General features: G+C 58.0%; 21 protein-coding genes and 1 riboswitch. Of the genes, 15 read left to right on the top strand and 6 right to left on the bottom strand.

The genetic code is table 11. The annotated features are described in order from the left end of the window. The first annotated feature begins 128 nt into the window (after positions 1–128). From AC07WB_RS18520 to AC07WB_RS18510, 3 genes are all read left to right on the top strand, one after another. Positions 129–1,157: a zinc-binding alcohol dehydrogenase family protein gene (locus AC07WB_RS18520; protein WP_494940983.1), complete on the top strand. Its 1,029-nt coding sequence runs from the start codon at positions 129–131 to the stop codon at positions 1,155–1,157. A gap of 145 nt (positions 1,158–1,302) precedes the next feature. Next, positions 1,303–1,378: riboswitch (Fluoride riboswitch) on the top strand. 89 nt (positions 1,379–1,467) lie between these two features. Beyond that, positions 1,468–1,845: a fluoride efflux transporter CrcB gene (gene crcB / locus AC07WB_RS18515; RefSeq protein ID WP_097095706.1), complete on the top strand. Its 378-nt coding sequence runs from the start codon at positions 1,468–1,470 to the stop codon at positions 1,843–1,845. Between the two features lie 106 nt (positions 1,846–1,951). Next, a complete protein-coding gene (locus AC07WB_RS18510; protein ID WP_345827837.1) occupies positions 1,952–2,749 on the top strand; it encodes a sugar phosphate isomerase/epimerase family protein in 798 nt (265 codons plus the stop codon). On the opposite strand, the gene AC07WB_RS18505 is transcribed toward AC07WB_RS18510, so the two are convergent. The 3 genes from AC07WB_RS18505 to AC07WB_RS18495 all read right to left on the bottom strand — a co-directional run bounded on the left by AC07WB_RS18505 (position 2,746) and on the right by AC07WB_RS18495 (position 5,302). After that, a complete protein-coding gene (locus tag AC07WB_RS18505; protein WP_097095708.1) occupies positions 2,746–3,351 on the bottom strand; it encodes an alpha/beta hydrolase in 606 nt (201 codons plus the stop codon). The two genes, AC07WB_RS18510 and AC07WB_RS18505, sit on opposite strands and share 4 nt — an antisense overlap. 11 nt (positions 3,352–3,362) lie before the next feature. After that, the gene (locus AC07WB_RS18500; RefSeq protein ID WP_345827840.1) at positions 3,363–4,304 is read right to left on the bottom strand and encodes a glutathione S-transferase family protein; all 942 of its coding nucleotides are present in this window, start codon (positions 4,302–4,304) and stop codon (positions 3,363–3,365) included. Between the two features lie 98 nt (positions 4,305–4,402). Further along, on the bottom strand, positions 4,403–5,302 hold the full coding sequence (locus tag AC07WB_RS18495) for a LysR family transcriptional regulator (protein WP_494940982.1): 900 nt from the start codon (positions 5,300–5,302) through the stop codon (positions 4,403–4,405). A gap of 264 nt (positions 5,303–5,566) precedes the next feature. Here AC07WB_RS18495 and AC07WB_RS18490 point away from each other — a divergent pair, with 264 nt between their 5' ends. Beyond that, positions 5,567–6,691 (top strand): GNAT family N-acetyltransferase, encoded by a 1,125-nt coding sequence (locus AC07WB_RS18490; RefSeq protein WP_097095711.1) that lies wholly within the window; start codon positions 5,567–5,569, stop codon positions 6,689–6,691. Here AC07WB_RS18490 and AC07WB_RS18485 read toward each other — a convergent pair. Beyond that, on the bottom strand, positions 6,688–8,520 hold the full coding sequence (locus AC07WB_RS18485) for an ABC transporter ATP-binding protein (protein WP_345827843.1): 1,833 nt from the start codon (positions 8,518–8,520) through the stop codon (positions 6,688–6,690). The two genes, AC07WB_RS18490 and AC07WB_RS18485, sit on opposite strands and share 4 nt — an antisense overlap. Before the next feature lie 64 nt (positions 8,521–8,584). On the opposite strand from AC07WB_RS18485, the gene AC07WB_RS18480 reads away from it, so the two are divergent. Further along, a complete protein-coding gene (locus AC07WB_RS18480) occupies positions 8,585–9,079 on the top strand; it encodes a GNAT family N-acetyltransferase (protein WP_345827844.1) in 495 nt (164 codons plus the stop codon). A 106-nt stretch (positions 9,080–9,185) separates the two neighbouring features. On the opposite strand, the gene AC07WB_RS18475 is transcribed toward AC07WB_RS18480, so the two are convergent. Beyond that, positions 9,186–10,100, bottom strand: a complete 915-nt coding sequence (locus tag AC07WB_RS18475) for a sugar ABC transporter substrate-binding protein (protein ID WP_494940981.1) — start codon at positions 10,098–10,100, stop codon at positions 9,186–9,188. A gap of 423 nt (positions 10,101–10,523) precedes the next feature. Between AC07WB_RS18475 and AC07WB_RS18470 the strand changes: the two genes are divergently transcribed. The 8 genes from AC07WB_RS18470 to AC07WB_RS18435 all read left to right on the top strand — a co-directional run bounded on the left by AC07WB_RS18470 (position 10,524) and on the right by AC07WB_RS18435 (position 21,104). Further along, positions 10,524–11,906: an MFS transporter gene (locus AC07WB_RS18470; protein WP_345827850.1), complete on the top strand. Its 1,383-nt coding sequence runs from the start codon at positions 10,524–10,526 to the stop codon at positions 11,904–11,906. Between the two features lie 164 nt (positions 11,907–12,070). Continuing rightward, positions 12,071–13,234 (top strand): HD-GYP domain-containing protein, encoded by a 1,164-nt coding sequence (locus AC07WB_RS18465; protein ID WP_494940980.1) that lies wholly within the window; start codon positions 12,071–12,073, stop codon positions 13,232–13,234. Between the two features lie 108 nt (positions 13,235–13,342). Next, positions 13,343–13,432: a K(+)-transporting ATPase subunit F gene (gene kdpF / locus AC07WB_RS18460; RefSeq protein WP_099686964.1), complete on the top strand. Its 90-nt coding sequence runs from the start codon at positions 13,343–13,345 to the stop codon at positions 13,430–13,432. Further along, entirely contained in the window at positions 13,432–15,111 is a 1,680-nt protein-coding gene (gene kdpA, locus AC07WB_RS18455; RefSeq protein ID WP_494940979.1) for a potassium-transporting ATPase subunit KdpA, read from the top strand. The genes kdpF and kdpA overlap by 1 nt, the downstream gene beginning before the upstream one ends. A 7-nt stretch (positions 15,112–15,118) precedes the next feature. Continuing rightward, positions 15,119–17,167 carry a potassium-transporting ATPase subunit KdpB gene (gene kdpB, locus AC07WB_RS18450; protein ID WP_494940978.1) on the top strand — a complete coding sequence of 683 codons (2,049 nt, stop codon included), beginning with the start codon at positions 15,119–15,121 and terminating at the stop codon, positions 17,165–17,167. Positions 17,168–17,178: 11 nt separating this feature from the next. Continuing rightward, positions 17,179–17,748: a potassium-transporting ATPase subunit KdpC gene (gene kdpC, locus AC07WB_RS18445; RefSeq protein ID WP_494940977.1), complete on the top strand. Its 570-nt coding sequence runs from the start codon at positions 17,179–17,181 to the stop codon at positions 17,746–17,748. Positions 17,749–17,867: 119 nt separating this feature from the next. Next, positions 17,868–20,540, top strand: coding sequence for a two-component system sensor histidine kinase KdpD (gene kdpD / locus AC07WB_RS18440; RefSeq protein ID WP_097095722.1), 2,673 nt, complete (start codon positions 17,868–17,870; stop codon positions 20,538–20,540). A 54-nt stretch (positions 20,541–20,594) separates the two neighbouring features. Beyond that, positions 20,595–21,104, top strand: coding sequence for a TIGR00645 family protein (locus AC07WB_RS18435; protein ID WP_494940976.1), 510 nt, complete (start codon positions 20,595–20,597; stop codon positions 21,102–21,104). A 179-nt stretch (positions 21,105–21,283) separates the two neighbouring features. On the opposite strand, the gene AC07WB_RS18430 is transcribed toward AC07WB_RS18435, so the two are convergent. After that, positions 21,284–22,225, bottom strand: a complete 942-nt coding sequence (locus AC07WB_RS18430; protein WP_494940975.1) for a LysR family transcriptional regulator — start codon at positions 22,223–22,225, stop codon at positions 21,284–21,286. A 92-nt stretch (positions 22,226–22,317) separates the two neighbouring features. Here AC07WB_RS18430 and AC07WB_RS18425 point away from each other — a divergent pair, with 92 nt between their 5' ends. Together AC07WB_RS18425 and AC07WB_RS18420 are read left to right on the top strand one after the other, a co-directional pair. Continuing rightward, positions 22,318–23,526 carry an MFS transporter gene (locus AC07WB_RS18425; RefSeq protein WP_097095725.1) on the top strand — a complete coding sequence of 403 codons (1,209 nt, stop codon included), beginning with the start codon at positions 22,318–22,320 and terminating at the stop codon, positions 23,524–23,526. Positions 23,527–23,580: 54 nt separating this feature from the next. After that, the gene (locus AC07WB_RS18420; protein ID WP_097095726.1) at positions 23,581–24,930 is read left to right on the top strand and encodes a cation:proton antiporter; all 1,350 of its coding nucleotides are present in this window, start codon (positions 23,581–23,583) and stop codon (positions 24,928–24,930) included. Positions 24,931–24,939 lie beyond the last annotated feature (9 nt).

Genomic DNA, 24,939 nt, shown 5'->3' with positions numbered 1-24,939 from the left:
TCCGGTTTTTTATTAATTAAAAACCATACAAAGCCCAAAAAAAGCGGATCGCTTCACACTTCCCCCCACGCAAAAACCTACAACTCATGATTTTCGCCATAACTGCGACATCAGCACAGGAGAAACCCATGACAACAATGAAAACGCTGGTGGTCGCCGAGCCGCGCCAGATGGTGTGGCAGCAGCGTGCTAAACCGACGCCTGCCGCGAATGAAGTCCTCATCAAACCGATCGCCGCCGGGATTTGCGGCACCGACATTCATGCCTGGGCCGGAAATCAGCCGTTCTTCAGCTATCCGCGCGTGTTGGGGCATGAGTTGTGTGGTGAAGTAGTGCAACTCGGTAGCCAGGCGAGCGGCTTCCGGACAGGGCAGCGCGTGGCGCTGATTCCTTATGTGGCTTGCCAGCAGTGCGATGCCTGCCTGAGCGGCAAAACCAACTGCTGCGAAAAAATCTCGGTGATTGGTGTGCATCAGGATGGCGGTTTCTGCGAATTCCTTAGCGTGCCCGCCAGCAATTTACTGGCGGTAGATGATGTCGATCCGCAAGCCGCCGCGCTGATTGAACCCTTTGCCATTAGCGCCCATGCGGTACGCCGTGCAGCGGTGGTGGCGGATGAGCAGGTATTGGTGGTGGGCGCAGGGCCGATTGGTCTCGGCGTGGCGGCGATTGCGGCAGCGGCTGGCGCTCATGTGGTGGTGGCGGATACCAGCGAGCAGCGGCGTGCGCATGTGACGGATAAGCTGGGTGTGGCGACGGTAAATCCGTTGGAAGAGGATTTTGCAACGCAGCTGAAAGCGGAGTTTGGCGGACGCTTAGCCGCCAAAGTGATCGATGCTACCGGCAGCCCGGCGGCAATGAACGGTGCGGTAAAACTGATTCGTCACGGCGGCACCATCGTGTTTGTTGGCCTGCATAAAGGGGATTTGGTGATTCCCGACATCGAGTTCCATAAAAAGGAGACCACCTTGATGGGCAGCCGCAACGCCACGCTGGAAGATTTCGCCAAAGTCGGCGAACTGATGGCTAACGGTCAGCTTCGTGCCGATATGATGCTGAATCGTCACTATGATTTCTCTACGCTGGCGGAGACCTTTGAAGCCGAGGTCATCAATAATCGCGAACTGATTAAGGGCGTGATTCATTTCAATCGTTGATATTCGCACACACCGTAGCGGCGCAATTTATTGCGCAAAGATGGGTTGGCACTGTGCCTTCATTGATACGCGCGATAAATCGCGCCGCTACAACATTGTGCCTCTTTCACCATATTGTCTGCATTGCTAAGCCAGCGTATTATCTCCCGCCTAAGGTGATGGCGTGCCACCTTCCCCAACCGCCGTTCTGGTCACAGACGGCTGATGACGCCTGACAACACTCGTATCCCTGCGCGGGAGACGGCGGTGTGTCAGGTGTTTTCTGTCCTGCCGCGGCCCTGCGCGTATTTCATTTCAGGAGCTACACACTATGTTGAAGTCGTTACTGGCGGTTATCGTTGGCGGTGCAGTGGGCTGTTCATTGCGCTGGTTAATCTCTTTGCGGTTTAACGCGCTGTTTCCCAATTTGCCGCCGGGCACCTTGATGGTGAATCTTGTGGGCGGTTTTATTATTGGTGCCGCGCTGGCGTTTTTTGTCCGTAATCCACAGATCGATCCTTTCTGGAAGTTACTGATAGTTACCGGCTTGTGTGGCGGTTTAACCACCTTTTCCACTTTTTCGGCGGAAATTGTCGGGCTGCTACAATCAGGTAAATACCTTTGGGCGATGTCGAGTGTCATGGTGCACGTTATCGGTTCTCTGCTGATGACCTTTGCCGGTTTTGCCGTGGTGAATCTGCTGGGATAACCGCCACGCTTGAAATAACTCCTAAGAGGTAGATACTGAACGCCGTTCTGTCCGCGTGACGGACAGAATTTGTCACCGATTATCCGGACGATTAAGGAGCTGATTAATGCGCCGTAACCCCAAATTCCTTAACCTGGTGTTGTTAAACGGTGAACCTGAGGAAAAGCTGCGCGCCGCACGCGCCGCCGGTTTCGACCAGGTGGAGATCTGGCGTGAAGATGTGCAGGCCAGTACGTCGCAGCTCGCAAAGCAGTTGCAGCTGGGTTTCACCAATGTACAGGTGCTACGCGATTTCACCGGTGCGCCGGATCGCGATCGTCAGCAAAAACGCGAAGAACTGCGCCAGTTTATTCAGATTGCTCAGGCCATCGGCTGCGACACCATCCAGGCACCGGCCAGCACGCGCGAAGATTGCGTGGCGGCGCGGATTGATGAAGATTTGCGCTGGCTGGCGTCGGAAGCCGCGCGCTACAACATGCGCATCATGTATGAGCCAATGGCGTGGTGCAGCGTGGATAACACGCTGCCGCTGGCATGGGAACGGCTGCAGCGGCTGGACCAACCGAATATCGGTTTAGTGGTCGATCTGTTCCACATCTGTGCGCCAGGCGGCGATGCGTCGCAGCTGGATGGCATTCCTGCCGATCGTATCTACGAAGTGCAGCTGTGCGACATGGCAGAGATGCCGCCGCAGGATAAAAAGCCGCTCAGCGAGTATGCGCGTCATCAGCGTTTGCTGCCGGGCGACGGCATTATCGAAGTGGAACGCTTTGTCGATAAGCTGAAAAGTGCCGGTTACAGCGGGCCGGTCGGCATTGAAGTGTTTAATGATGAGCTAAAAGCGCAGCCAGCGGACGTGGCTGCGCACAAGGCGTGGCAGGCGTTAAACCGCTACTGGCCTTAATCCTGCAAGCATTGGGCAATAAACCCGGCTGCATCCATCGCGCCCTGCGATGAAATGGTGTGGCCGGTTGCGGCTTCATAACGCGCTTCCACCGTCACGCCCGCCTGCTGCAAACGCTGCGCCGCCGATTCGCTTTCGCTAAACGGAATCACATCATCGGCTTTGCCGTGAATCAGCAGCGCAGGCGTGTAAGGCTGCGGCGTTAAGGCTGCGTCAAACGCCAGACGGCCGGAAAACGCCACCACGCCCGCCAGCGGATAACGGCCAGACGCTAGCGCATCCAGCGCCATAATCGAACCCTGCGAAAAACCCACCAGAATCACTTTATCCCACGCGTCCGCCATGCCGTGTTGCGCCATCAGCTGTTGCAGCGTGGCATCAAAGGCGGCACGCGCGTCGCGTACGCGCGCCGGGCGGTTTTCCGGCGTGATGCCGGTCAGGCTGAACCATTGATATCCCATCGCATGTTCGAACGGGAAGGGCGCATTCGGCGAGGCAAACGCCACATCCGGCAGCAGGCGCGCCCAATGTTCGCCGAGCACCGCCAGATCGTCGCCGCTGCTGCCGACGCCGTGTAAAAAAATCACTAACGCTTTTGCCATCGCACTGCTCCTTATAAACCGTAGGCCGTCATATCCGGGCCAACCGGCACAATGCCGTTGGGATTCAGCGCTTTAATCGAATAATAGCCCTGTTTGATATGGTCGATATTCACCGTCTGACGCACGCCCGAAACCGCCAGCATACTCTTCAGATAACGATCGAGCAGCGGATAGTCGCGCAGGCGGCGCAGGTTGCATTTAAACAGGCCGTGATAGGCGACGTCAAAGCGTACCAGCGTGACAAACAGGCGGATATCCGCTTCGGTTACGCGCTCGCCGAGCAGGAAAGTGCGGCCATCCTGCAAACGCAGCTCCAGCTCATCCAGCTGGCTGAACACGTCGTTAAACGCCTGCTGATAGCTCACTTGCGTGGTGGCGAAGCCGGTGCGATAGACGCCGTTATTCAGGCGTGGATAGATCGCTTCATTCAGCGCGTCGATCTCGGCACGCAGATCCTCGGGATAGAGATCGATGCGATCGTCCGCCAGCGCGCCAAAGCCGCTGTTCAGCATGCGCAAAATATCGGCCGACTCGTTATTGACGATAGTGTGCGTCTGCTTGTCCCACAGCACCGGCACGGTGGCGCGCCCGGTGAAATCGGCATCGGCGCGGGTGTAAAGCTCGTGAAGGTATTCGGCTTTGTTGAGCCAGTCGCGATCTGCACCGGGATAATCGCCGAAGCGCCAGCCCTGCGCGCCGAGCTGCGGCTCAACCACCGACACGCTGATCACGTGCTCTAGCCCTTTCAGGCTGCGCGCCAGCAGCGTGCGTGAAGCCCAGGGACAAATCAGTGCCACATAGAGGTGATAACGATGCGGCTCGGCCGCAAATTCGCTGGAGCCATCTGCGCTAATCCAGTGACGAAAACTGGAGGTCTGACGCACAAATCCGCCCTGTTTGTCGGTGGCTTGCACCGGATGCCACTCTGCACTCCACTTACCGTTTACCAGCATAATTTTGCTCCTCTACGTTGATGAAGAGAGCATACAGCGCTGCTGGATAAGTGATAATCCGGGTAAAATGGCTTTCATTGCTTCCATTTTGGAAGGAGTCAGCCGGGCGGATGGTGCTGGAAATGGTTGGCGAGGAAATCGATCAGCAGCCGGGTTTTTTGCGCCAGATGGCGCGACGGCGGATAGAGCGCAAACAGGCCGAGCGGCGGCGTAGCAAACGCTTCCAGCAATGGGACGATATCGCCACGCTGCAGCGCGGATACGGCAATAAAGCCCGGCAGGCGCGCGATGCCTAATCCGGCCACCGCCGCCTGTAAACAGGCTTCGGTATTGGAGAAACAGAGACGACCACGAATCGGCATGCTTACGTTGTCGCCGCACGGCGTAACGAACGGCCAATGCCAGGGATCGCGGAAGTTGGTGTCACTAATACATTGATGCGTCGCCAAATCGCGCCAGTGCTGCGGCGTGCCGTGCTGGAGCAAATAGCCCGGAGAGGCAGCAACGCGAATCGGCACATCGCCGAGGCGGCGGGCGATTAGGCTGCTGTCGTCGAGCTTGCCGATACGGATCGCCATATCAAATCCTTCATCGACGATATTCACTGCGCGATCGGAGAAGTTAACGTCGAGTTCGATCTGCGGATAGTGGCGTGCGAACTCGACCAATACGCTGGAAAGTATCGCCGTGCCGAAAGTGCCTGGAGCGCTGATTTTCAGGCGGCCGGTTGGCGTAGTCGCATTATCGCGCACTGTGGCATCCAGCGTAGCAAAGGCTTCCAGCAGCGTTTTCACTCGCTCGTAGTAGGCGCGACCGACTTCAGTGGGCGACAGCGCGCGCGTGCTGCGTTTCAACAGCTGCACACCGAGCTCCTGCTCAAGCCGCGAAACCAGCTTTGAGGCCTGGCCACTGCTGGTGCCAAGACGCGCCGCCGCGCCGGCAAAGCTGCCCACTTCCAGCACCGCGACGAACATGCGGTCACAATCGAGTCGATCCATCAAGATTCCAGGTGACGAGAAAATCGTAGGGTGCGGCCTGCGGGTCACCCGTGTCAAATTGTGCACACGGTCGCCATGAATGGCGACCCTACAAAACGCGTCGGTCCATCGTAGGGGCGCCATTTATGGCGACCTAAAATCAATCAACCGCAGGGCGCGCAACCGGTTAAATACCTCCATTACACATTCAGTGCGCTGCACCTTTTCCCGCGCGGGAAAACCTGTTGAACTAGACTTTCGCTTTCACCTGGCCGGGAGCCGTGAATGTCTTTGTTTCATCTGTCGTCGCTGGCGGAGATTTCTGCTGTCGAGTGGGATGCGCTGTTACCTGACGATCAACCTTTTTTACGCCACGCCTTTCTCCTGACATTAGAAGAGAGCGGCAGCGTGCGGCCGGAAAATGGCTGGCAGCCCGATCACCTGTTATGGCGTGAGAATGGTAGCGTGCGCGCGGCGCTGCCGGGCTACCGCAAACGCCATTCGCGCGGGGAATATGTGTTTGACCACGCGTGGGCGGATGCCTGTCAGCGCGCGGGTATTGCGTATTACCCGAAATGGCTGGGCGCGATTCCGTTCAGCCCAGTGACCGGCGCACGCCTGCTGGGCGATGAAGCGGCGGTGCGAAAACTGCTCAACGCGCTGCCGGATAACCTGTTTGAGCACGGCCTGAGCGGTGCGCATATCAACTTCACCACGCCATTCGCTAACCAGATCATTGAACAGCAGCCAGATTGGCTGGAGCGCCTTGGTCTGCAGTATCACTGGCATAATAAAGGCTATCGCGATTTTCAGGATTTCCTCGACACGCTGATGTCACGCAAGCGTAAACAGCTGCGCAAAGAGCGTGAACAGGTGATGAACAACGGTTTTGATTTCACCTGGTATCGCGGCGATGAGCTGCGCGAAGATCAGTGGGATTTCATCTACACCTGTTACGCCAACACCTATGCGGTGCGCGGTCAGCGACCGTATCTGACGCGCCAATTTTTTAGCCTGCTGGCAGAACGGATGCCACGTTCGATTCGGGTGGTGATTTCGACGCTGCAGGGCCAACCGGCGGCGATGGCGTTCTGTTTAGTGGATGGCAATACGCTGTATGGCCGCTATTGGGGCTGCCTGGCGGAGTTCGATCGCCTGCATTTTGAAACCTGTTTTTATCAGGGCATGGATTTCGCCATTGCGGAAGGTTTGCAGCGTTTTGATGCCGGTGCGCAGGGCGAGCACAAGCTGGTACGCGGCTTTGAGCCGCACATCACGCACTCGTGGCACTATCTGTCTCATCCCGGGTTGCGTGAAGCGGTAGCCGATTATCTGCAGCAGGAACGGGCAGGGGTGCGCGCCTGGGCGATAGAAGCGCGCGAATCCCTGCCGTATCGACGCGGTGATTAATCCGCGCCGACAAAACCGCCGGTCTGATGCTGCCACAGGCGCGCGTACAAGCCGCCGTGCGCCAGCAGTTCGCGGTGGTTGCCCATCTCGACAATCTCCCCTTTCTCCAGCACCACCAGGCGATCCATCTTCGCGATAGTGGAGAGACGGTGCGCGATGGCGATCACCGTTTTGCCCTGCATCAGTGTTTCCAGGCTCTCCTGAATCGCCGCTTCTACCTCGGAATCGAGCGCGGAGGTGGCTTCATCCATGATCAGAATCGGCGCATCTTTCAGCAGCACGCGAGCGATAGCGATACGCTGACGCTGGCCGCCCGACAGCTTCACGCCGCGTTCGCCAACGTGCGCATCCAGCCCGGTACGGCCTTGCGGATCGGAGAGCAACGGAATGAACTCGTCGGCGCGCGCGCGGATAATCGCCGCCTGCAACTCCGCTTCTGTCGCGTCCGGTCGACCATACAGCAGGTTGTCGCGAATCGAGCGGTGCAGCAGCGAGGTATCCTGGGTGATCATGCCGATTTGCCCGCGCAGGCTCTCCTGCGTCACTTCGGCGATGTTTTGATCGTCAATCACAATGCGCCCGCTGTTGATGTCATACAGCCGCAGCAGCAGATTTACCAGGGTGGATTTACCGGCACCGGACGGGCCAATCAAACCGATTTTCTCGCCTGGCTTAATGTTGAGATTGAGGCGGTTGATCACCTGACGGCTGCCGCCGTAATCAAAACGCACATCTTCGAAGCGGATCTGGCCGCGCGTCACCTGCATCTTTTTAGCGTTGGGCTCATCCTGCACGCTCAGCGGCTGCGCGATGGTGTTCAGGCCATCCTGTACCATGCCAATATTTTCGAAGATGCCGTTCACTACCCACATGATCCAGCCGGACATGTTCACCAGGCGGATCACCAAACCGGTCGCCAACGCAATCGCACCTACGCTTATCAGCGACTGGCTCCACAGCCACAACGCCAGCGCCGAGGTGCTGACAATCAGCAGGCCATTCAGCGTTGAGAGCGTGATATCCATGGTGGTCACCATGCGGCTGGCATGCTGGGTTTTGTCGGTTTGCTCCTGAATCGCTTCGCGCGCGTAACGCTTCTCCAGATCGTTATGCGAGAACAGTTTGATGGTGGCGATATTGGTGTAGCCATCGACGATGGTGCCCATCAATTTGGAGCGTGCTTCCGATGACACCACCGAACGCTGCTTGACGCGCGGCACGAAGAAGCTCAGCGATACGCTGTAGGCGACAATCCAGATCACCAGCGGAATCATCAGGCGCCAGTCCGCTTCGGCGAACAGCACCAGCGAGGTCACCGCATAAATCACCACGTGCCAGATGGCATCCACCAGCTGTACCGCCGAATCACGCAGTGAGTTACCGGTTTGCATGATGCGCTGGGCGATGCGCCCGGCAAAATCGTTCTGGAAGAAGTTCAGACTTTGGCGCAGCACGTAGTTGTGATGCTGCCAGCGGATCATGCTGGTCATACTCGGGTTAATGCTTTGATGTACCAGCATGTCGTGTACGGCAATCACCACCGGCCGCAGGATCAGCGCCACAAAGGCCATCCACAGCAGCACCGGCCCGTTATCGCTAAACAGCGTGGCGGGCGTGGAGTGATTAACCAGGTCAATAATGCGGCTGAGATAGCTAAACAGCGCCACTTCAATCAGCGCCTGCGCCAGCCCAACAATCAGCAGCGCGACAAAGCTTGGCCAAACCTGACGCAGATAATAGAAGTAAAACGGCCAAACGCTGGAAGGTGGGGAATCGGTTGGCGCATCCTGGAAAATATTGATAAAACGTTCAAAACGACGATACAACATAGAGTCACTCTTCCCAAATTGGTGAGAGTTAACAGCTTAGTGCAAGTGAAAAGGGATTACCGACATGGATTTACTGATTCGCGGTCGTGAACCGGGCGATGCCGCCGCCTACCAGCGTCTTTATAGCCATCCTGATGTGTATCGCTGGACCACGCAGCTGCCGTGTCCTAGCGTGGCGACCTGGGAGAAAAAGTTCGAGAAAATGGATGAGCTGGGGTATATCGGCTTTGTGGCGGAGATTGATGGCGCGATGGTTGGCGAGCTGACGCTATTTGTTGAGCAGCGCCCGCGTACCCGCCACAGCATCAGTTTTGGCATTAGCGTCGATCCGGCTTATGGCGGACGCGGCATCGGTGAAAAACTGATTCGCCACGCCATCGATTACGCCTACAACTGGCTGGGGATAATGCGCATTGAGCTGGAAGTGTTCCACGACAACGAGCGCGCGCTGGGCCTGTATCAAAAGCTGGGCTTCGAGCGCGAAGGCGTGAAGCGCAAAGCCTGCCTGCGCGACGGCGAGTATCACGATATTGTGCAGATGGCGCAGCTACGCTCTTAACCGTAGGGTCGCCATTATGGCGACCTTGCCAGAAAACGCTCGAAGCCCCGCGTTTCGGTCGCCATAAATGGCGACCCTACGATTTTGGCGGTGGGATTGATGTTAATTATGGGGTTTTATCAACGTACTTCTGCATATTCTCTTTGGTTACCAGCTCGAACGGGATCCACACGTGTGAATCGACTTTCTCGCCTTTAATCAGCTTCTGCGCCACATCCACCGACGCTTTGCCCTGGCCGACCGCATCCTGGAACACCGTCACCTGAATCTTGTCCTGCGACAGCGCTTTCAAACCATCCGGCGTGGCATCAATGCCGCCCACCAGCACTTTTTTGTTGCCCTTTGCCAGCGCCATAGCGGCGCCAATCGCCATCTCATCGTTATTGGCTGCAACAATATCAATCGCTTCATCGTTGCCAAGCCAGTTGTTCATCAGATCCATGCCTTCGTTACGCGCATAGTTGGCGGGCTGCTTCTGCACCACTTTCATGCCGGGATATTTCGCCACCACTTGTTCAACGTCTTTAGTACGTTGCAGCGCGCCGGCATCGGTCAGGTTGCCGATCATGATCGCCACGTTACCTTTGTAATTGGCCATTTTGGCCAGCGCTTCCATCTGCAAAGTGCCGGATTCACGCTCGTCGGAGCCGACAAATACTACGCCCGGCGGCAGCGATTTATCGCCCGGCGTGCGGTTAACGTACACCAGCGGAATTTTCGCCTGCTGCGCCAGTCTGGTGAGTTGCGGCGTGCTGGCGGAATCGACTGGATCGACGATGATGGCGTCCACACCTGAGCCGATGAAACTCTGCACCTGATCGGTTTGGCGGCCAACGTCACCGCGTGCATCTTCAAACTGAATATCGATTCCGCGCGCTTTAGCTTCTTTATCAATCGACTGGCGAATAATCGTCAGGAAGTTTTGATCGAAGTAGGCCATCGATACGCCAATTTTTTCCGCCAGTGCCGAGGCAGAAACTGAGAGCAGGCCGAGCAACACAATCGCCTTGAGGGTTTTCATCGCAGACTCCAGAGTAAGCTTGTTATTAGAATGAATGTTTCATTGAGTTTAAAAATGGCTCAATGAAATCATTTTCAGCCTACGAGTCCGTCAGGCGGCTGACAATCTGCTTGGGCGGATTTTGCAGCTAAGCGCACACTTTGCTGCCAGGCGCGCCTTCTCTTCGCGCGCTCATAGTGTTGATGCGAAGGATTTTCCTAGAACAGGCGCACATTCTGGTGCAAAAGCACGCTGTTCTTGTTGGTTTTGTGCAGCGCCGCACCTCGCCTTGTGGCAGTTGCCAAATCCGATGCCATTTTGCCCGCGCGATTCCGCCATTCGCCCAATGACCGCGGCTGAATTGGCTTCCTATAGTTGCTGAACAGGGGAAATAAAGCGGTATTCCTGCAAGACATCGAGCGCACTCATTAAGGAATTCAGCCCATGCAACAAGCCAATAACCGCAGGCAGAATAGCCACGTACGCGTGTGGATCTTATGCTTGATCCTGTTTCTTTCCGTGGTGGCGTACGCCGACCGTTCGATCCTGTCGATCTCCGGATCGGCGATCAAAGATGAGTTTGGACTTTCGGCGATTCAGCTTGGCCTGATCCTCTCAGCCTTCAGCTGGGCGTATGTGATCGGCCAGATCCCTGGCGGGCTGTTTCTCGATCGCTTCGGCACCAAAAAAGTTTATGGCGTGACGCTGGCGCTGTGGTCGATTTCCACGCTGCTAATGGGCTTTGTGGGAGAGTTCTCCAGCGGCATGACCATGGCGTTAACGCTGATGTTTGCGCTGCGTTTTGCACTGGGCCTGATTGAAGCACCGAGTTTTCCTGCCAATGCGCGCGCGGTGATTATGTGGTTTCCGAGCGCTGAACGCGGTCGTGCCTCGTCGTTATTTGCCTCGGCGCAATATTTTGCCGTGGCCATCTTCTCGCCGCTTTCTGGCTGGCTGGTGTCGCGCTTCGGCTGGGAATGGCCATTCTTTGTGTTGGGCGGCATTGGCGTGTTGGCGGTGTTTGTCTGGATGGGCTTTATGCGCAGCCCGCGCCACCATCCACAGGTATCGGACGCGGAGCTGCGCTATATCGAGCAGGGCGGTGCGCTGGTGGATATTGATGAGGCGCACACCTTAAAAGCCCGGCCGCCGCTGAGCAAAGCGATGTTCAAAACGCTGCTGAGTAACCGCATGCTGTGGTGCGCCTATATCGGCCAATATTGCACTATTGCGCTGAGCTACTTCTTTATCACCTGGTTCCCGATCTATCTGGTGCAGGCGCGCGGCATGAACATTATGGATGCCGGCTTTGCCACCATCGCGCCGGCGCTGTTCGGCTTCCTCGGCGGTATCAGCGGCGGCTATATCTCCGACAAACTGCTGGCGAACGGCTGGAGTTTGTCGTGGGCGCGTAAGACGCCGTATATCGTTGGCATGCTGATGGCCGCATCGCTGATTCTGGCGGCGATTATCCCCAGCAACGTCGGCATTATCGCCATTATGTCCTTCGCCTTCTTTGGCAAAGGCGTGGCGGCAGGCGCGGGCACCTGGACGATTGTTAGCGATACTGCACCGAAAGAAGCGGTTGGCCTGGCAGGTGCGATTTTTAACGGCATCGGCAATATGGCTGGTTTTATCACGCCGCTGCTGTTCGGCATCATCGTCGGTTTAACCGGCAGTTACAGCATCGGGCTGGTATTCGTGGGTGCGCACTGTGTCGTCGCGGCACTGCTGTTCCTGCTGGTGATGGGACCGATTGAACGCGTCGGCGAGGAGCAGGAGACTTCAAGCCAGGTCGCCATGAATGGCGACCCTACAACCCCGTAGGGTGCGCATTTATGCGCACCTGGTCAAAGCCCTTACCGTCGTACGGTGCGCATCGATGCGCACCTCCCCCCACAATCCTCACCAATCGCACAAATCCCTCCTGAAGATTTTTTGTTCAGCTGCCGATATCTCCTTACCACCCACTGATATTAAGGAGCGATATCGTGATAAAGCTGATTAACGTTGACGAACTGCGGCAGGGCATGTTTATCCACAAACTTGAGGTTTGGTGGGTAAAAGATAAGCGCATCCGCAACCAAATGCTGATCACCGATAAACGCCAGATCGCGATGATCCGTAACGAGGGGATCCTGCAGCTGTGGATCGATCTCGATAAATCGGTTCAGGCTCCTGTCGCGCCAATGCCGCAGAAAGCTATTCCGCAAACGCCCTTTTTTCAGGAGATGGATCAAGCGCAAAGTATTTTCAATCAGGGGAAGCCGCAGGTGCTGGCGATGTTTAATGAGGCGCGCATGGGGCAAAGGCTTGACCTTGATTATACCCTTGATCTGGTAGATCAAATTGCCGGTTCGATTACCCGCGAGCCAACGGCATTGCTCAGTGTGGCACGGCTGAAAAATCATGACGATTACACCTATCTGCACTCGATGGCGGTGTGCGGATTAATGATTTCGCTCGGCAAAAAAATGGGCCTGGATGAGCAACAGCTGCGTCGCGTCGGCATGGGCGGTTTGCTGCATGATGTCGGTAAAGCGGCGGTGCCGCTGGAGATTCTCAACAAGCCCGGCAGGCTGAGCGACGAAGAGTTTACCGTGATGCGCCAGCATCCGATTGTCGGCGCGCAGATGTTGATGGAAGCCGATGCCGGTGAAGATCTGCTGGATATCGCGCTGCACCACCATGAAAAATATGACGGCAGCGGCTATCCACACGGCCTGAAAGGAGAGGACATCACGCTGTTTTCCCGCATGGCGGCGGTGTGTGACGTCTATGATGCGGTGACCTCGAATCGCGCGTATCGCAAAGGCTGGACCCCTGCTGAAGCGATGCACCATATGCTGAGCTGGCGCGGCCATTTCGACAACACGCTGATGCATACTTTCGTGCGTACTATCGGGATTTATCCGGTGGGATCGCTGGTACGGCTGGCTTCCGGGCGCGTGGCGCTGGTGGTGCAGGCCGGTGAAAAATCATTGCTGAAACCAAAAGTGCATGTTTTCTGGTCGCTTCACGCTCAACGCGAAGTGAAAGCGGAAGCGCTCGATCTCGGCGACAGCTTCTGCACCGACAGTATTACCGGCGCTGAGGACAGCGGACTGTGGCACAACGTCGATCTGAATCGTATCTGGGCGTTAGAAAGCGCTTAATTTCACACCATTTTTATACTTTATTTACGCCCGTCTCCTGCCTTTTTACCCCTTCTTTATGCCGCGCCGCGCATGCTTGCAGCACTACCAAATCCTCTGGAGGTTGCTGTGAGCGTGGGCGTGATAGCCAGCATCGTGCTGGTGTTTATTCTTCTGGGCTACCTGATTTATGCCCTGCTTAATGCGGAGGCGTTCTGATGGCTGCGAATGCATTCTTGCTGATTGCGGTATTCCTGCTGGTACTGATGGTGCTGGCACAACCGCTGGGTCGTTACCTCGCGCTGTTCGTCGCTGATAAGCCGCTGCTGCCGCGCACCGAACGCGCGCTGTGGCGACTGGCCGGCGCGGATGGCGACGCCATGCGCTGGCCGCACTATCTGCTGGCGATTTTGCTGTTTAACCTGCTCGGTTTTGCTGTGTTGCTGCTGATGTTGATGACGCAGGCGGCGCTGCCGCTCAACCCACAGCATCTGCCCAATCTGAGCTGGGATCTGGCGCTGAATACCGCCATCAGTTTCGTCACCAATACTAACTGGCAGTCTTATGCCGGGGAGAGCACGCTGAGCTATTTCAGTCAGATGGCGGGCCTCACGGTGCAGAACTTCCTGTCGGCGGCAACCGGCATCGCGGTGGCGTTTGCGCTGACTCGTGGTTTCGCCAACCGTTCGCTGGCGACGCTCGGCAACGCCTGGCGCGATCTGACGCGCATCACCGTTTACGTGCTGCTGCCGATCAGCCTGGTGATGGCGCTGTTTTTCGTCAGCCAGGGCAGCATTCAAACGTTCGAGCCTTATCACGCGCTCACCACGCTGGAAGGGGCGCAGCAGACGCTACCGCTCGGCCCGGTGGCGTCGCAGGAAGCGATCAAAATGCTTGGCACCAACGGCGGCGGCTTCTTTAACGTCAACTCGGCGCATCCGTTCGAGAACCCGACGGCGCTGAGTAACTTCATCCAGATGCTGAGCATCTTCCTGATCCCGGCAGCGCTCTGTTTCACCTTTGGTCAGCATCTTGGCGATCGCCGTCAGGGCCACATGCTGCTGTGGGCGATGACCATTATGTTCGTGCTGGCGGTGATCACCGTGATGTGGGCCGAACTGCGTGGTAACCCGCACTTCCTGACGCTTGGCGCGGACAGCGCCATCAACATGGAAGGTAAGGAGACGCGCTTTGGCATCCTCAACTCTAGCCTGTTTGCGGTGATCACCACCGCGGCATCGTGCGGTGCGGTCAACGCCATGCATGACTCTTTCACCGCGCTCGGCGGCATGGTGCCGATGTGGCTGATGCAGTTGGGTGAAGTGGTATTCGGCGGCGTTGGCGCGGGTCTGTACGGCATGCTGCTTTTCGTGCTGCTGGGGGTGTTTATCGCCGGGTTGATGATCGGTCGCACGCCGGAATATATGGGCAAAAAGATCGACGTGTGGGAGATGAAGATGACCGCGCTGGCGATTCTGGTGACGCCAACGCTGGTGCTGCTCGGTACCGCGCTGGCGATGATGACCGACGCTGGCCGCGCGGGGATGGCCAATCCCGGCATTCACGGCTTTAGCGAAGTGCTGTATGCGGTGTCATCGGCGGCCAACAACAACGGCAGCGCCTTTGCCGGCCTGAGCGCAAACACGCCGTTCTGGAACCTGCTGCTGGGTTTCTGCATGTTGATCGGTCGTTTCGGCATCATCATTCCGGTGCTGGCGATTGCCGGTTCGCTGGCGGCGAAGAAAATTCAGCCGGTGGGCAACGGTACGCTGCCAACGCACGGCCCGCTGTTTATCGCGCTACTGATTGGCACCGTCTTGCTGGTGGGCGCGTTGACGTTCATCCCCGCGCTGGCGCTTGGCCCGGTAGCGGAACATCTGCAACTTATTCAGGGATAACGGAATCATGAGTCGTCAACAACTGGCGCTGTTTGATGCGGCGCTAACGCGCGTTGCCATGCTGGATGCGCTAAAAAAACTCGATCCGCGCGTACAGTTCCGCAACCCGGTGATGTTTATCGTGTGGCTCGGCAGCGTGCTGACCTCGGTATTAGCGGCTGGCATGGCCGTCGGCACGCTCAGCGGCAGCGCTGGCTTTACCGCGGCGGTTGCCATCTGGCTGTGGTTCACCGTGCTGTTTGCTAACTTTGCCGAAGCGCTGGCGGAAGGGCGCAGCAAGGCGCAGGCCAACAGCCTGAAAGGCATCAGCAAAACCAGCGATGCGAAAAAACTGGCCGAACCGCGCCATGGCGCGCAGTGGCACAACGTGGCCGCCGACACGCTGCGCAAAGGCGATGTGGTGCTGGTGGAAGCCGGTGACATCATTCCCTGCGACGGCGAAGTGCTGGAGGGCGGCGCATCGGTGGATGAAAGCGCGATCACCGGTGAATCTGCGCCGGTGATCCGTGAATCCGGCGGCGACTTCTCCTCCGTAACCGGCGGTACACGCATTCTGTCTGACTGGCTGGTGATTCAGTGCAGCGTCAATCCGGGTGAAACCTTCCTCGATCGCATGATCGCCATGGTGGAAGGCGCCAAACGTCGCAAAACGCCGAACGAAGTGGCGCTGACCATTCTGCTGGTGTCGCTGACGATTGTGTTCCTGCTGGCAACCGTTACGCTGTGGCCCTTCTCAGCCTATGGTGGCACGCCCGTCAGCGTGACGGTGCTGGTCGCCCTGCTGGTGTGCCTGATTCCTACCACCATCGGCGGCTTGTTGTCGGCTATCGGTGTGGCGGGCATGAGCCGCATGCTCGGTGCGAATGTTATCGCTACCAGCGGCCGTGCCGTTGAAGCGGCGGGTGACGTCGATGTGTTGATGCTGGATAAAACCGGCACCATCACCCTCGGCAACCGTCAGGCGACGCAATTCCTGCCGGCACCGGGCGTTAGCGAGCAGCAGCTGGCCGATGCGGCGCAGCTGGCGTCGCTGGCCGATGAAACCCCGGAAGGGCGCAGCATCGTGGTGCTGGCGAAGCAGAAATTTAACCTGCGTGAGCGCGATCTGAGCAGCATGGGCGCCAGCTTCATTCCATTCTCGGCGCAAACGCGGATGAGCGGCGTCAACGTGCAGGATCGCCTGATCCGCAAAGGCGCGGTAGATGCCGTTCGTCGCCATATCGAAGCCAGCAACGGCCGTTTTCCCACGCAAGTGAACGCTGACGTTGAAGAGGTAGCGCGCGCCGGCGGTACACCGCTGGTGGTGGCTGAAGGTGCACAAGTGCTGGGCGTGGTGGCGCTGAAAGATATCGTCAAAGGCGGCATTAAAGAGCGCTTTGCCGAGCTGCGCAAGATGGGCATCAAAACGGTGATGATTACCGGCGATAACCCGCTAACCGCAGCGGCGATTGCGGCGGAAGCGGGCGTTGATGATTTCCTGTCGGAAGCCACGCCGGAAGCTAAGCTGGCGCTGATTCGCCAGTATCAGGCGGAAGGGCGTTTAGTGGCGATGACCGGCGACGGCACCAATGACGCACCGGCGCTGGCGCAGGCCGACGTGGCGGTGGCGATGAACTCCGGTACCCAGGCGGCAAAAGAGGCGGGTAACATGGTCGATCTCGACTCTAACCCGACCAAGCTGCTGGAAGTGGTGCACATCGGCAAACAGATGCTGATGACGCGCGGTTCGCTCACCACTTTCAGTATCGCCAACGACGTGGCGAAGTATTTCGCCATTATTCCGGCCGCGTTTGCCGCCACCTATCCGCAGCTCAACATGTTGAACGTGATGGGGCTGCATTCGCCTAATTCGGCGATTCTGTCGGCGGTGATTTTCAACGCGCTGGTGATTGTGTTTCTGATTCCGCTAGCGTTAAAAGGCGTAAGTTATCGCCCGTTGAGCGCCGCAGCGCTGCTGCGTCGCAACCTGTGGATTTATGGCGCGGGCGGATTAGTGGTGCCGTTTATCGGGATTAAAGCTATCGACCTGCTGCTGACGCTGCTTGGCCTGGCTTGAGGAGAAGAGAAATGAGTCAGTTACGTCCGGCTATTGTATTGTTAATGATACTGACGCTGCTTACCGGCGTGGTGTATCCGCTGCTCACCACTGATTTGGCGCAGTGGTGGTTCCCGTCGCAGGCCAAGGGTTCGCTGATTGAGCAGGATGGCGCGGTGCGCGGTTCTGAGCAGATCGGCCAGGCCTTTAGCCAGCCGGGCCACTTTTGGGGCCGTCCTTCCGCTACCGGTGATGCGCCTTATAACCCGCTGTCCTCCAGCGGCAGCAATCTGGCCGCCAGCAATCCGGCGCTGGATAAAGCCGTGGCGGAACGCGTCGCTGCGCTGCGCGCGGCGAATCCGCAGGCCGCTAAAGCGGTGCCAGTGGAGTTGGTCACCGCGTCGGCGAGCGGTTTAGATCCTGATATTTCGCCGGAAGCGGCCTTGTGGCAAGCTCCGCGCATCGCCGCCGCGCATCACATGGCGCTGCAAGATGTTGAGGCGCTGATTGCGCGTCAAACCGAGCGCCCGCTGTTGCCGTTTATCGGTGAAGAGACGGTGAATGTGCTGCGCCTGAATATGGCGCTGGATGATTTGCAGTAACAACCGGTCGCCATGAATGGCGACCCTACGCTAATTTTGCGAGATTTTCGTAGGGTGCGCATTCATGCGCACCTGCAAACATAGGCGATTTATCGCGCGGTTTTTACAATGGACGATCGATGAACGACGACATATCTCGCCCCGATCCCGATGCACTGCTGCTGAATCACAGCGACAGCCATCGCGGTAAGCTGAAAATCTACTTCGGCGCCTGCGCGGGCGTGGGTAAAACCTTCGCCATGTTGCAGGAAGCACAGCGCCTGCGCGCGCAAGGCCTCGATGTGTTAGCCGGCGTGGTGGAAACGCATGGCCGCGAAGAGACCGCCGCGCTGCTCAACGGGCTGGCGGTGCTGCCGCGTCGTGCCACCGGGCGTTCGCGTCATGCTGAATTCGATCTTGATGCCGCGCTGGCGCGCCATCCGGCGGTGATTCTGATGGATGAGCTGGCGCACACCAACGTGCAGGGTTCACGCCATCCTAAACGCTGGCAGGACATTGAGGAGCTGCTCGAGGCGGGTATCGATGTCATCACTACCGTCAATGTCCAGCATCTGGAGAGCCTGAATGATGTGGTTGGCGGTGTAACCGGTATTCAGGTGCGTGAAACCGTGCCCGATCCGTTCTTTGATAGCGCCGACGAAGTGGTGCTGGTCGATCTGCCGCCGGACGATCTGCGCCAACGGTTAAAAGAGGGCAAAGTCTACGTCGGCGACCGCGCTGAGCGCGCTATCGAAAACTTCTTCCGTAAAGGCAATCTGTTCGCGCTGCGCGAGCTGGCGCTACGGCGCACCGCCGATCGCGTGGATGACCAGATGCGCGCCTGGCGTGATCAGCAGGGCCGCGACAAAGTGTGGCACACGCGTGATGCCATTCTGCTGTGCATTGGTGATGACACCGGCAGCGAAAAGCTGGTGCGCACCGCTGCGCGCCTGGCGGCACGGCTCGGCAGCGAATGGCACGCCGTGTATGTGGAAACGCCTCGCCTCAATCGTCTGCCCGAGGCGCGTCGTCGCGCTATTTTGCGCACGCTGCAGCTGGCGCAGGAGCTGGGGGCAGAAACCGCGACGCTCTCCGATCCTGATGAAGCGCGTGCCGTGCTGCGTTACGCGCGCGAGCATAATCTGGGCAAAATTGTCACCGGACGCCAGCCACAGCGGCGCTGGCGGCGCGACAGTTTTGCTCAACGTCTGGGCGAACTCGGTCCGGATCTCGATTTATTAGTAGTGGCGCTGGACGAACCGGTGCGCGATGCGCCGCATCCGCTCGGTGGCCAGCGTGCCAGCGGTGAAAAATGGCGGCTGCACCTGCGCGGCTGCCTGATGGCGTTGCTGTTGTGCGTGTTGGTTACCACCGTGGGCCGCTGGCTGCTGAAGGAGTTTGATCCGGCCAACGGCGTCATGATTTATCTGCTGGCGGTGGTGCTGGTAGCGCTGCGCTATGGGCGCTGGCCGTCGGTGTTCGCCACGGTGATCAATATCCTCGCCTTTGACCTGTTTTTTGTTGCTCCCACCGGTACCGTCGCGGTATCGGACTTACAGTATCTGGTGACCTTTGCGGTGATGCTGGCGGTGGGCGTGATTGTCGGGAATTTGACGGCGGGCGTGCGCTATCAGGCCAAAGTGGCGCGCTATCGTGAACAGCGGGCGCGCCATCTGTATGAGATGGCGAAATCCCTCGGCAGCGATCTCACGCCGCAGGATATTGCCACCACCAGCCAGCGAATTATTGACGTTACCTTGCAGGCGCGCAGTTTGCTGCTGTTGCCCGATGAACAGGGCGAGCTACAAACCGTGGGCGATACCGCGATTGGCACGCCGCCGGATCTCGCCATCGCCAAATGGAGCTTCAGCAAAGGCCAGCCCGCGGGCGCAGGTACCGATACCTTACCGGCGGTGCCGTACCAGATTCTGCCGCTGAAAAGCGGCAGTCACTGTCGCGGTTTGCTGGTGGTTGAGCCGGAAAACCTGCGCCAGCTGATGATTCCCGAGCAGCAGCGTCTGCTGGAAACGTTCACCGTACTGATCGCCAACGCGCTGGAGCGTATGGCGCTGTCGCACAGTGAAGCGGCGTCGCGTCTTGCCGCCGAGCGCGAGCAACTGCGTAATGCGCTGCTGTCGGCGCTGTCACACGATCTGCGCACGCCGCTGACGGTGCTGTTTGGTCAGGCGGAAATGCTGATGCTCGATCTCGCTAGCGAACAGTCGAAATATGTGGGACAGGCGAACCAAATTCGCGAGCAGACGCTGAGCACCATCCGCTTAGTGAGCAACATGCTGGATATGGCGCGCATTCAGTCGGGCGGGCTTAATCTGCGCGAAGAGTGGGTGGCGCTGGATGAGGTGATTGGCGGCGCGCTGAGCAGCATGGGACCGTCGCTCAAGGGGCATGAATTTATTCTCGACCTGCCCGAAATGGTCCTGATCAAGGGCGACAGCGCCATGCTGGAGCGCGTGTTTACCAATCTGGTTGAAAATAGCCTGAAATATGCTGGAAATGCCGCGCAGCACGGCATTCGTGCGTGGCGCGAGCGAGATCGGCTGGAGATTGCAGTGTGGGATAGCGGACCCGGCATTGCGCCAGAGAATCTCACGCGCATTTTCGACAAGTTTGCGCGCGGGGATAAAGAGTCAGCGGTGCCCGGCGTTGGGTTGGGTTTGGCGATTGGCAAAACCATTATCGAATCGCATCGCGGGCGCATCTGGGCAGAAAACCGGCCAGAAGGTGGCGCGGTGTTTCGTTTGTCGCTGCCGCTGCCCGCCGCGCCTGAAATTTCTGAAGAGGGACTGAAATAACTTCACATAAGTTCGGTTATACTCGCCCACTTGTCTGTTGATTAATGGGAACTTATGGAACGTTTTATCGAAAACCTGATGTATTCATCGCGCTGGCTGCTGGCTCCGGTTTACATAGGACTTTCATTGGGCCTTTTGGCGCTGACCATCAAATTTTTCCAGGAAATTTTCCACCTGTTGCCGCATGTTTTCAGCATTGCGGAAAACGATCTGATTTTGCTGCTGCTGTCGCTGGTGGATATGACGCTGGTGGGCGGTTTACTGGTGATGGTGATGCTCTCGGGTTACGAGAATTTTGTCTCTAAGCTGGACATCGATGAAGACCGTGAGAAGCTGAGCTGGCTGGGTAAAATGGATTCCGGCTCGCTGAAAAATAAAGTCGCCGCATCGATTGTGGCAATTTCATCGATTCATCTGCTGCGCATTTTTATGGACGCCCGTAACGTCGCCAACGAAAAGCTGATGTGGTACGTGATTATTCACCTGACATTTGTGCTGTCGGCGTTTGTAATGGGCTGGCTGGATAATATGTCGAAGGCGGATAAGCACGCCGCGAAGATGTGATGAATCCCGGTCGCCATGAATGGCGTACTGCTCGTCAGTTAAGCGTGAATCGGTCACCATGAATGGTGACCCTACGTGGACATCGCCGGGTTTTCGTAGGGTGCGCATTCATGCGCACCTGCATAAAAAGGCATTTATTTGCTTAAGTGAGCGGCATTACGCCATGAATGGCTACCTGGTCATTTTTTTTCTGGCGTTGCCGGCTGCGTTCCCGCCAGCTTTGGCATCACTTCCCGAATCATCTCGAAAAACTGCCGTAATCGCGCCGGATAATAGCTGGCCCACGGATAGGTCAGCCACACCGGCAGCGGCGGCGCTTGCCACTCTGGCATTAACTGAATCAAATCCCCTTTCGCTAAATCTTCCTGCACCACCCAGGATGACACCACTGCTGCGCCCATCCCGGCCACGGCGGCTTTGCGCACCGCGTACAAACTGTCGCTGGCGAGGCGCGGGGCAATCGCCAGATTCACCGGTTGCCCGTCGCTGATACGCTGCAAAGCGATCTCGTTACGATAAAAGCTGGTCAGCGCCAGCCACGGCAGTTGGGTGAGCTGCGATACGTCCTTCACCGGCGGATACGCCGCCAGCAGCGAGGGGGCCGCCACCACAAAGCGCGGCACCTCAGCCAGCAATATCGCCACGATGGATGAGTCGCTCGGCGCACCGACCTGAATCGCGCAGTCGATGTTTTCACTGATGAAGTCCGGCGTGCGGTCATTCAGCGTCCACTCCACCGTTAAGCGTGGATAGCGGTGCAGATAATCAATCAGCGGTTCAATCAGCTGATCCTGACCAAAGGCGTGTGGCGCGCGTACCCGCAGGGTGCCAATGGGATCGTCACTGGCACCGGTCAGATCATCTTCCAGCGCGTGCCAGGTGGCCAGCAGCTGACGCGCCTGAGCATAACAACGCTCGCCATCATCGGTGAGCTTCAGCGCATGGGTGGTACGCAGAATCAATTTGAGGCCCAGCCGCTGTTCAAGCGCCTGCAGGCGGCGGCTGATAGTGGGCTGGGTGGTGCCCAGCTGCGTCGCTGCCGCTGAGAGCGATCCACTTTCAACAATGCGGATAAAGGTTTGCATCAGTTCGATGCGGTCAACGCTGGAAGGTGTATTCATACGCGCCACGTATAACAGTTCTGTGTTTGAACACTCTACCGCGTATGGCGGCGACGCGCTTTAATAAGCGCACTTTCTCGGGGGAATCCACTATGTCAGCCATGTCATCATCTTCAGTCATCACGGCGGAGAAACTGCCCGCACCGCTGGTCTTTACGCTTGCTGCCGGTGCAGGCCTTAGCGTTGCATCGATTTACTACAGCCAGCCGATGCTGGATATCATCAGCAAACAGTTTAACGTCGGCATTGGCAGCGTTGGCATGGTGCCGATGCTGACGCAGGCGGGTTATGCGCTGGGCATTTTGTTGCTGGCACCGCTCGGCGACCGCCACGATCGTCGCACCATCATTTTAGTCAAAGGCTTGCTGCTGGTTGCCGCTTTGCTACTGTGCGGCTTTTCAGGGGGGCTGAACGCCTTGCTGATGGCCAGCTTTGTCACCGGCTTAACGGCCACCGTGGCGCAAGATATCGTTCCGGCGTCGGCGGCGTTAGCACCGGAGCGCAGCCGCGGTAAAACCGTGGGCACGGTGATGACGGGATTGCTGGTCGGCATTTTACTTTCGCGCGTGGTGAGCGGCGTGGTGGCAGAGTATTTCGGCTGGCGCACCATGTATATGGTGGCGGCGGTGGCCGTATTGTTAATTAGCGTCGCGCTGTGGCGCGTATTACCGCGCTTCACGCCGGGAACGTCGGTGAGCTACCCGCGTTTGCTGCTGTCGCTGGCGCATTTGTGGCAGCACCATCAAACGCTGCGCCGTGCTGCGCTGGCGCAAGGCTTGTTATCGGTGGGCTTTAGCGCCTTCTGGTCAACGCTGGCGTTAATGCTAAGCGACAAATTCCATCTGGATAGCGCCGTCGCTGGTGCGTTCGGCTTGGCCGGTGCGGCAGGGGCCTTAGCGGCGCCGTTAGCTGGCAGCGTGGCGGATCGCATCGGCCCTGCGCGTGTGACGCAGTACGGCGCCACATTGGTGATGGTGTCGTTCGCGCTGATGTTCCTGCTGCCGCTGTTGCCGATGCCGGCACAGCTTGGTCTGATTATCATCAGCACTATCGGTTTTGATTTGGGCGTGCAGGCTACGCTGGTAGCGCATCAAACCCTGGTTTACAGCCTGGCGCCGGAAGCACGCAGCCGTCTTAACGCCTTAATGTTTACCGTTGTTTTCATCGGTATGGCAACCGGCGCGGCGCTCGGCAGCCTGGCGCTGGCACATTGGGGCTGGACCGGCGTGGTAGCGCTCTCCACGCTCGCCGCTGCGCTTGCCCTGATGATTCGCCTTGCGAGCCGCCATCTGAAAAACTGATCGCCTAACATGTGCCAGGCTTAAAGGAAGAATATGATTTAAAAACGGAGCGTTATGAATTTCCTGGCCTGGACCGCTGCCACCGGCGGTCTCTTACTTCTTATGTCACTGGCTTCCGGTTGGATTCACCGTGGGCCCGTGACCTCATTTGGTCTCTATCTGTTCGCCGGCATCCTGTGTGGTCCGTGGATGCTCAACTTGCTGCAAGTCGATATCATCGGTCACGCCAACCTCGCCGCGCACATCACTGAAATTACCATGGCCGCCTCGCTGTTTATCACCGGGCTTAAGCTGCGTTTGCCGCTCAACGCGCACGCATGGCGCATCGGCGTCAGGCTGGCGTTTCCGGCGATGTTGCTGACCGTTGGCAGTATGACGGTGTTGGTGCACTGGATCACCGGCTTTGATTGGGCACTGTCGCTGGCATTTGGCGCCATTGTGGCGCCGACCGATCCGGTGCTTGCCAGCCTGATTTCGGTGAACGATGCGCGCGATGACGACGCACTGCGCGTGGCGCTCTCCAGCGAAGCGGGCATGAACGATGGCTCAGCGCTGCCGCTGCTGATGCTGGCCATGATCATGCTGCAGCCGGGCGCGCTGACGCTCTCCTCATTCGGTGAATGGTTCGCCAAAGATACGCTCTGGGCCATGGGCGGCGGCCTCGGGATTGGCTTCGCATTGGGTTGGTTGATAGGCCAACTGGCAACGCATTTACGCACCGCCAATCAGGATGTGGCACCCAACGATCTGTTCGCCCTTGCGTTGATTGCGTTGAGCTACGCCGCCGCGCAGGCGGTGGATGCGTCGGGCTTCCTCGCCACGTTTGCCGCAGGCGTGGGCTTGCGGCGCGCGGAATTACGCGTGGTGAAGCACTATCCACAAGATGAGATGTCAGAAGAGGAGCGTTTCCTGCCAGCAGAAGCCCGCGTGAATACTGGCCAGCGCCTGGCGCAAGGCAGTAGCGGCATGGTGAAATCGGTCGGGTTGGTGATCGGCGATGCGCTCTCCTTTGGTGATACTATCGAACGCCTGCTGGCGGCGGGCATGATGGTGGTACTGGGCATTACGCTGGCACAGCACTGGAATCTCACCGGTATTGGCCTGGCGCTGCTGCTGTTTGTGGTGGTGCGCCCGCTGGCGGTGTGGATCACCACCTGGCGCTGCGACATTCCGCTGATGCGACGGCTGCTGATTGGCTGGCTGGGTATTCGCGGCATCGGCAGTATCAATTATATTGCTTATGCATGGGTGCACGGTATGCGCGGCCCCGAGGCAGAACAGATGGTGGATATGGCGCTGACGTTGGTGGTGTGCAGCATTGTGCTGCACGGCGTGACGGTGACGCCGCTGCTTAACTGGCGTGCCGCCCGCCAGGCCGCCCGCGCAGAGCACAATGAAAACTGATTTATTGGA

Source organism: Pantoea sp. GW821-FHT03E06 (assembly GCF_059420725.1).
This window is presented reverse-complemented; position numbering and strand designations above follow the sequence as displayed.

What these genes read in the sequence shown, in the direction of transcription:
- AC07WB_RS18520 (WP_494940983.1), top strand. Translation starts at nt 129, where the DNA reads ATGACAACAATGAAAACGCTGGTGGTCGCCGAGCCGCGCCAGATGGTG.
- crcB (WP_097095706.1), top strand. Translation starts at nt 1,468, where the DNA reads ATGTTGAAGTCGTTACTGGCGGTTATCGTTGGCGGTGCAGTGGGCTGT.
- AC07WB_RS18510 (WP_345827837.1), top strand. Translation starts at nt 1,952, where the DNA reads ATGCGCCGTAACCCCAAATTCCTTAACCTGGTGTTGTTAAACGGTGAA.
- AC07WB_RS18505 (WP_097095708.1), bottom strand. Translation starts at nt 3,351, where the DNA reads ATGGCAAAAGCGTTAGTGATTTTTTTACACGGCGTCGGCAGCAGCGGC.
- AC07WB_RS18500 (WP_345827840.1), bottom strand. Translation starts at nt 4,304, where the DNA reads ATGCTGGTAAACGGTAAGTGGAGTGCAGAGTGGCATCCGGTGCAAGCC.
- AC07WB_RS18495 (WP_494940982.1), bottom strand. Translation starts at nt 5,302, where the DNA reads ATGGATCGACTCGATTGTGACCGCATGTTCGTCGCGGTGCTGGAAGTG.
- AC07WB_RS18490 (WP_097095711.1), top strand. Translation starts at nt 5,567, where the DNA reads ATGTCTTTGTTTCATCTGTCGTCGCTGGCGGAGATTTCTGCTGTCGAG.
- AC07WB_RS18485 (WP_345827843.1), bottom strand. Translation starts at nt 8,520, where the DNA reads ATGTTGTATCGTCGTTTTGAACGTTTTATCAATATTTTCCAGGATGCG.
- AC07WB_RS18480 (WP_345827844.1), top strand. Translation starts at nt 8,585, where the DNA reads ATGGATTTACTGATTCGCGGTCGTGAACCGGGCGATGCCGCCGCCTAC.
- AC07WB_RS18475 (WP_494940981.1), bottom strand. Translation starts at nt 10,100, where the DNA reads ATGAAAACCCTCAAGGCGATTGTGTTGCTCGGCCTGCTCTCAGTTTCT.
- AC07WB_RS18470 (WP_345827850.1), top strand. Translation starts at nt 10,524, where the DNA reads ATGCAACAAGCCAATAACCGCAGGCAGAATAGCCACGTACGCGTGTGG.
- kdpA (WP_494940979.1), top strand. Translation starts at nt 13,432, where the DNA reads ATGGCTGCGAATGCATTCTTGCTGATTGCGGTATTCCTGCTGGTACTG.
- kdpB (WP_494940978.1), top strand. Translation starts at nt 15,119, where the DNA reads ATGAGTCGTCAACAACTGGCGCTGTTTGATGCGGCGCTAACGCGCGTT.
- kdpC (WP_494940977.1), top strand. Translation starts at nt 17,179, where the DNA reads ATGAGTCAGTTACGTCCGGCTATTGTATTGTTAATGATACTGACGCTG.
- kdpD (WP_097095722.1), top strand. Translation starts at nt 17,868, where the DNA reads ATGAACGACGACATATCTCGCCCCGATCCCGATGCACTGCTGCTGAAT.
- AC07WB_RS18435 (WP_494940976.1), top strand. Translation starts at nt 20,595, where the DNA reads ATGGAACGTTTTATCGAAAACCTGATGTATTCATCGCGCTGGCTGCTG.
- AC07WB_RS18430 (WP_494940975.1), bottom strand. Translation starts at nt 22,225, where the DNA reads ATGAATACACCTTCCAGCGTTGACCGCATCGAACTGATGCAAACCTTT.
- AC07WB_RS18425 (WP_097095725.1), top strand. Translation starts at nt 22,318, where the DNA reads ATGTCAGCCATGTCATCATCTTCAGTCATCACGGCGGAGAAACTGCCC.
- AC07WB_RS18420 (WP_097095726.1), top strand. Translation starts at nt 23,581, where the DNA reads ATGAATTTCCTGGCCTGGACCGCTGCCACCGGCGGTCTCTTACTTCTT.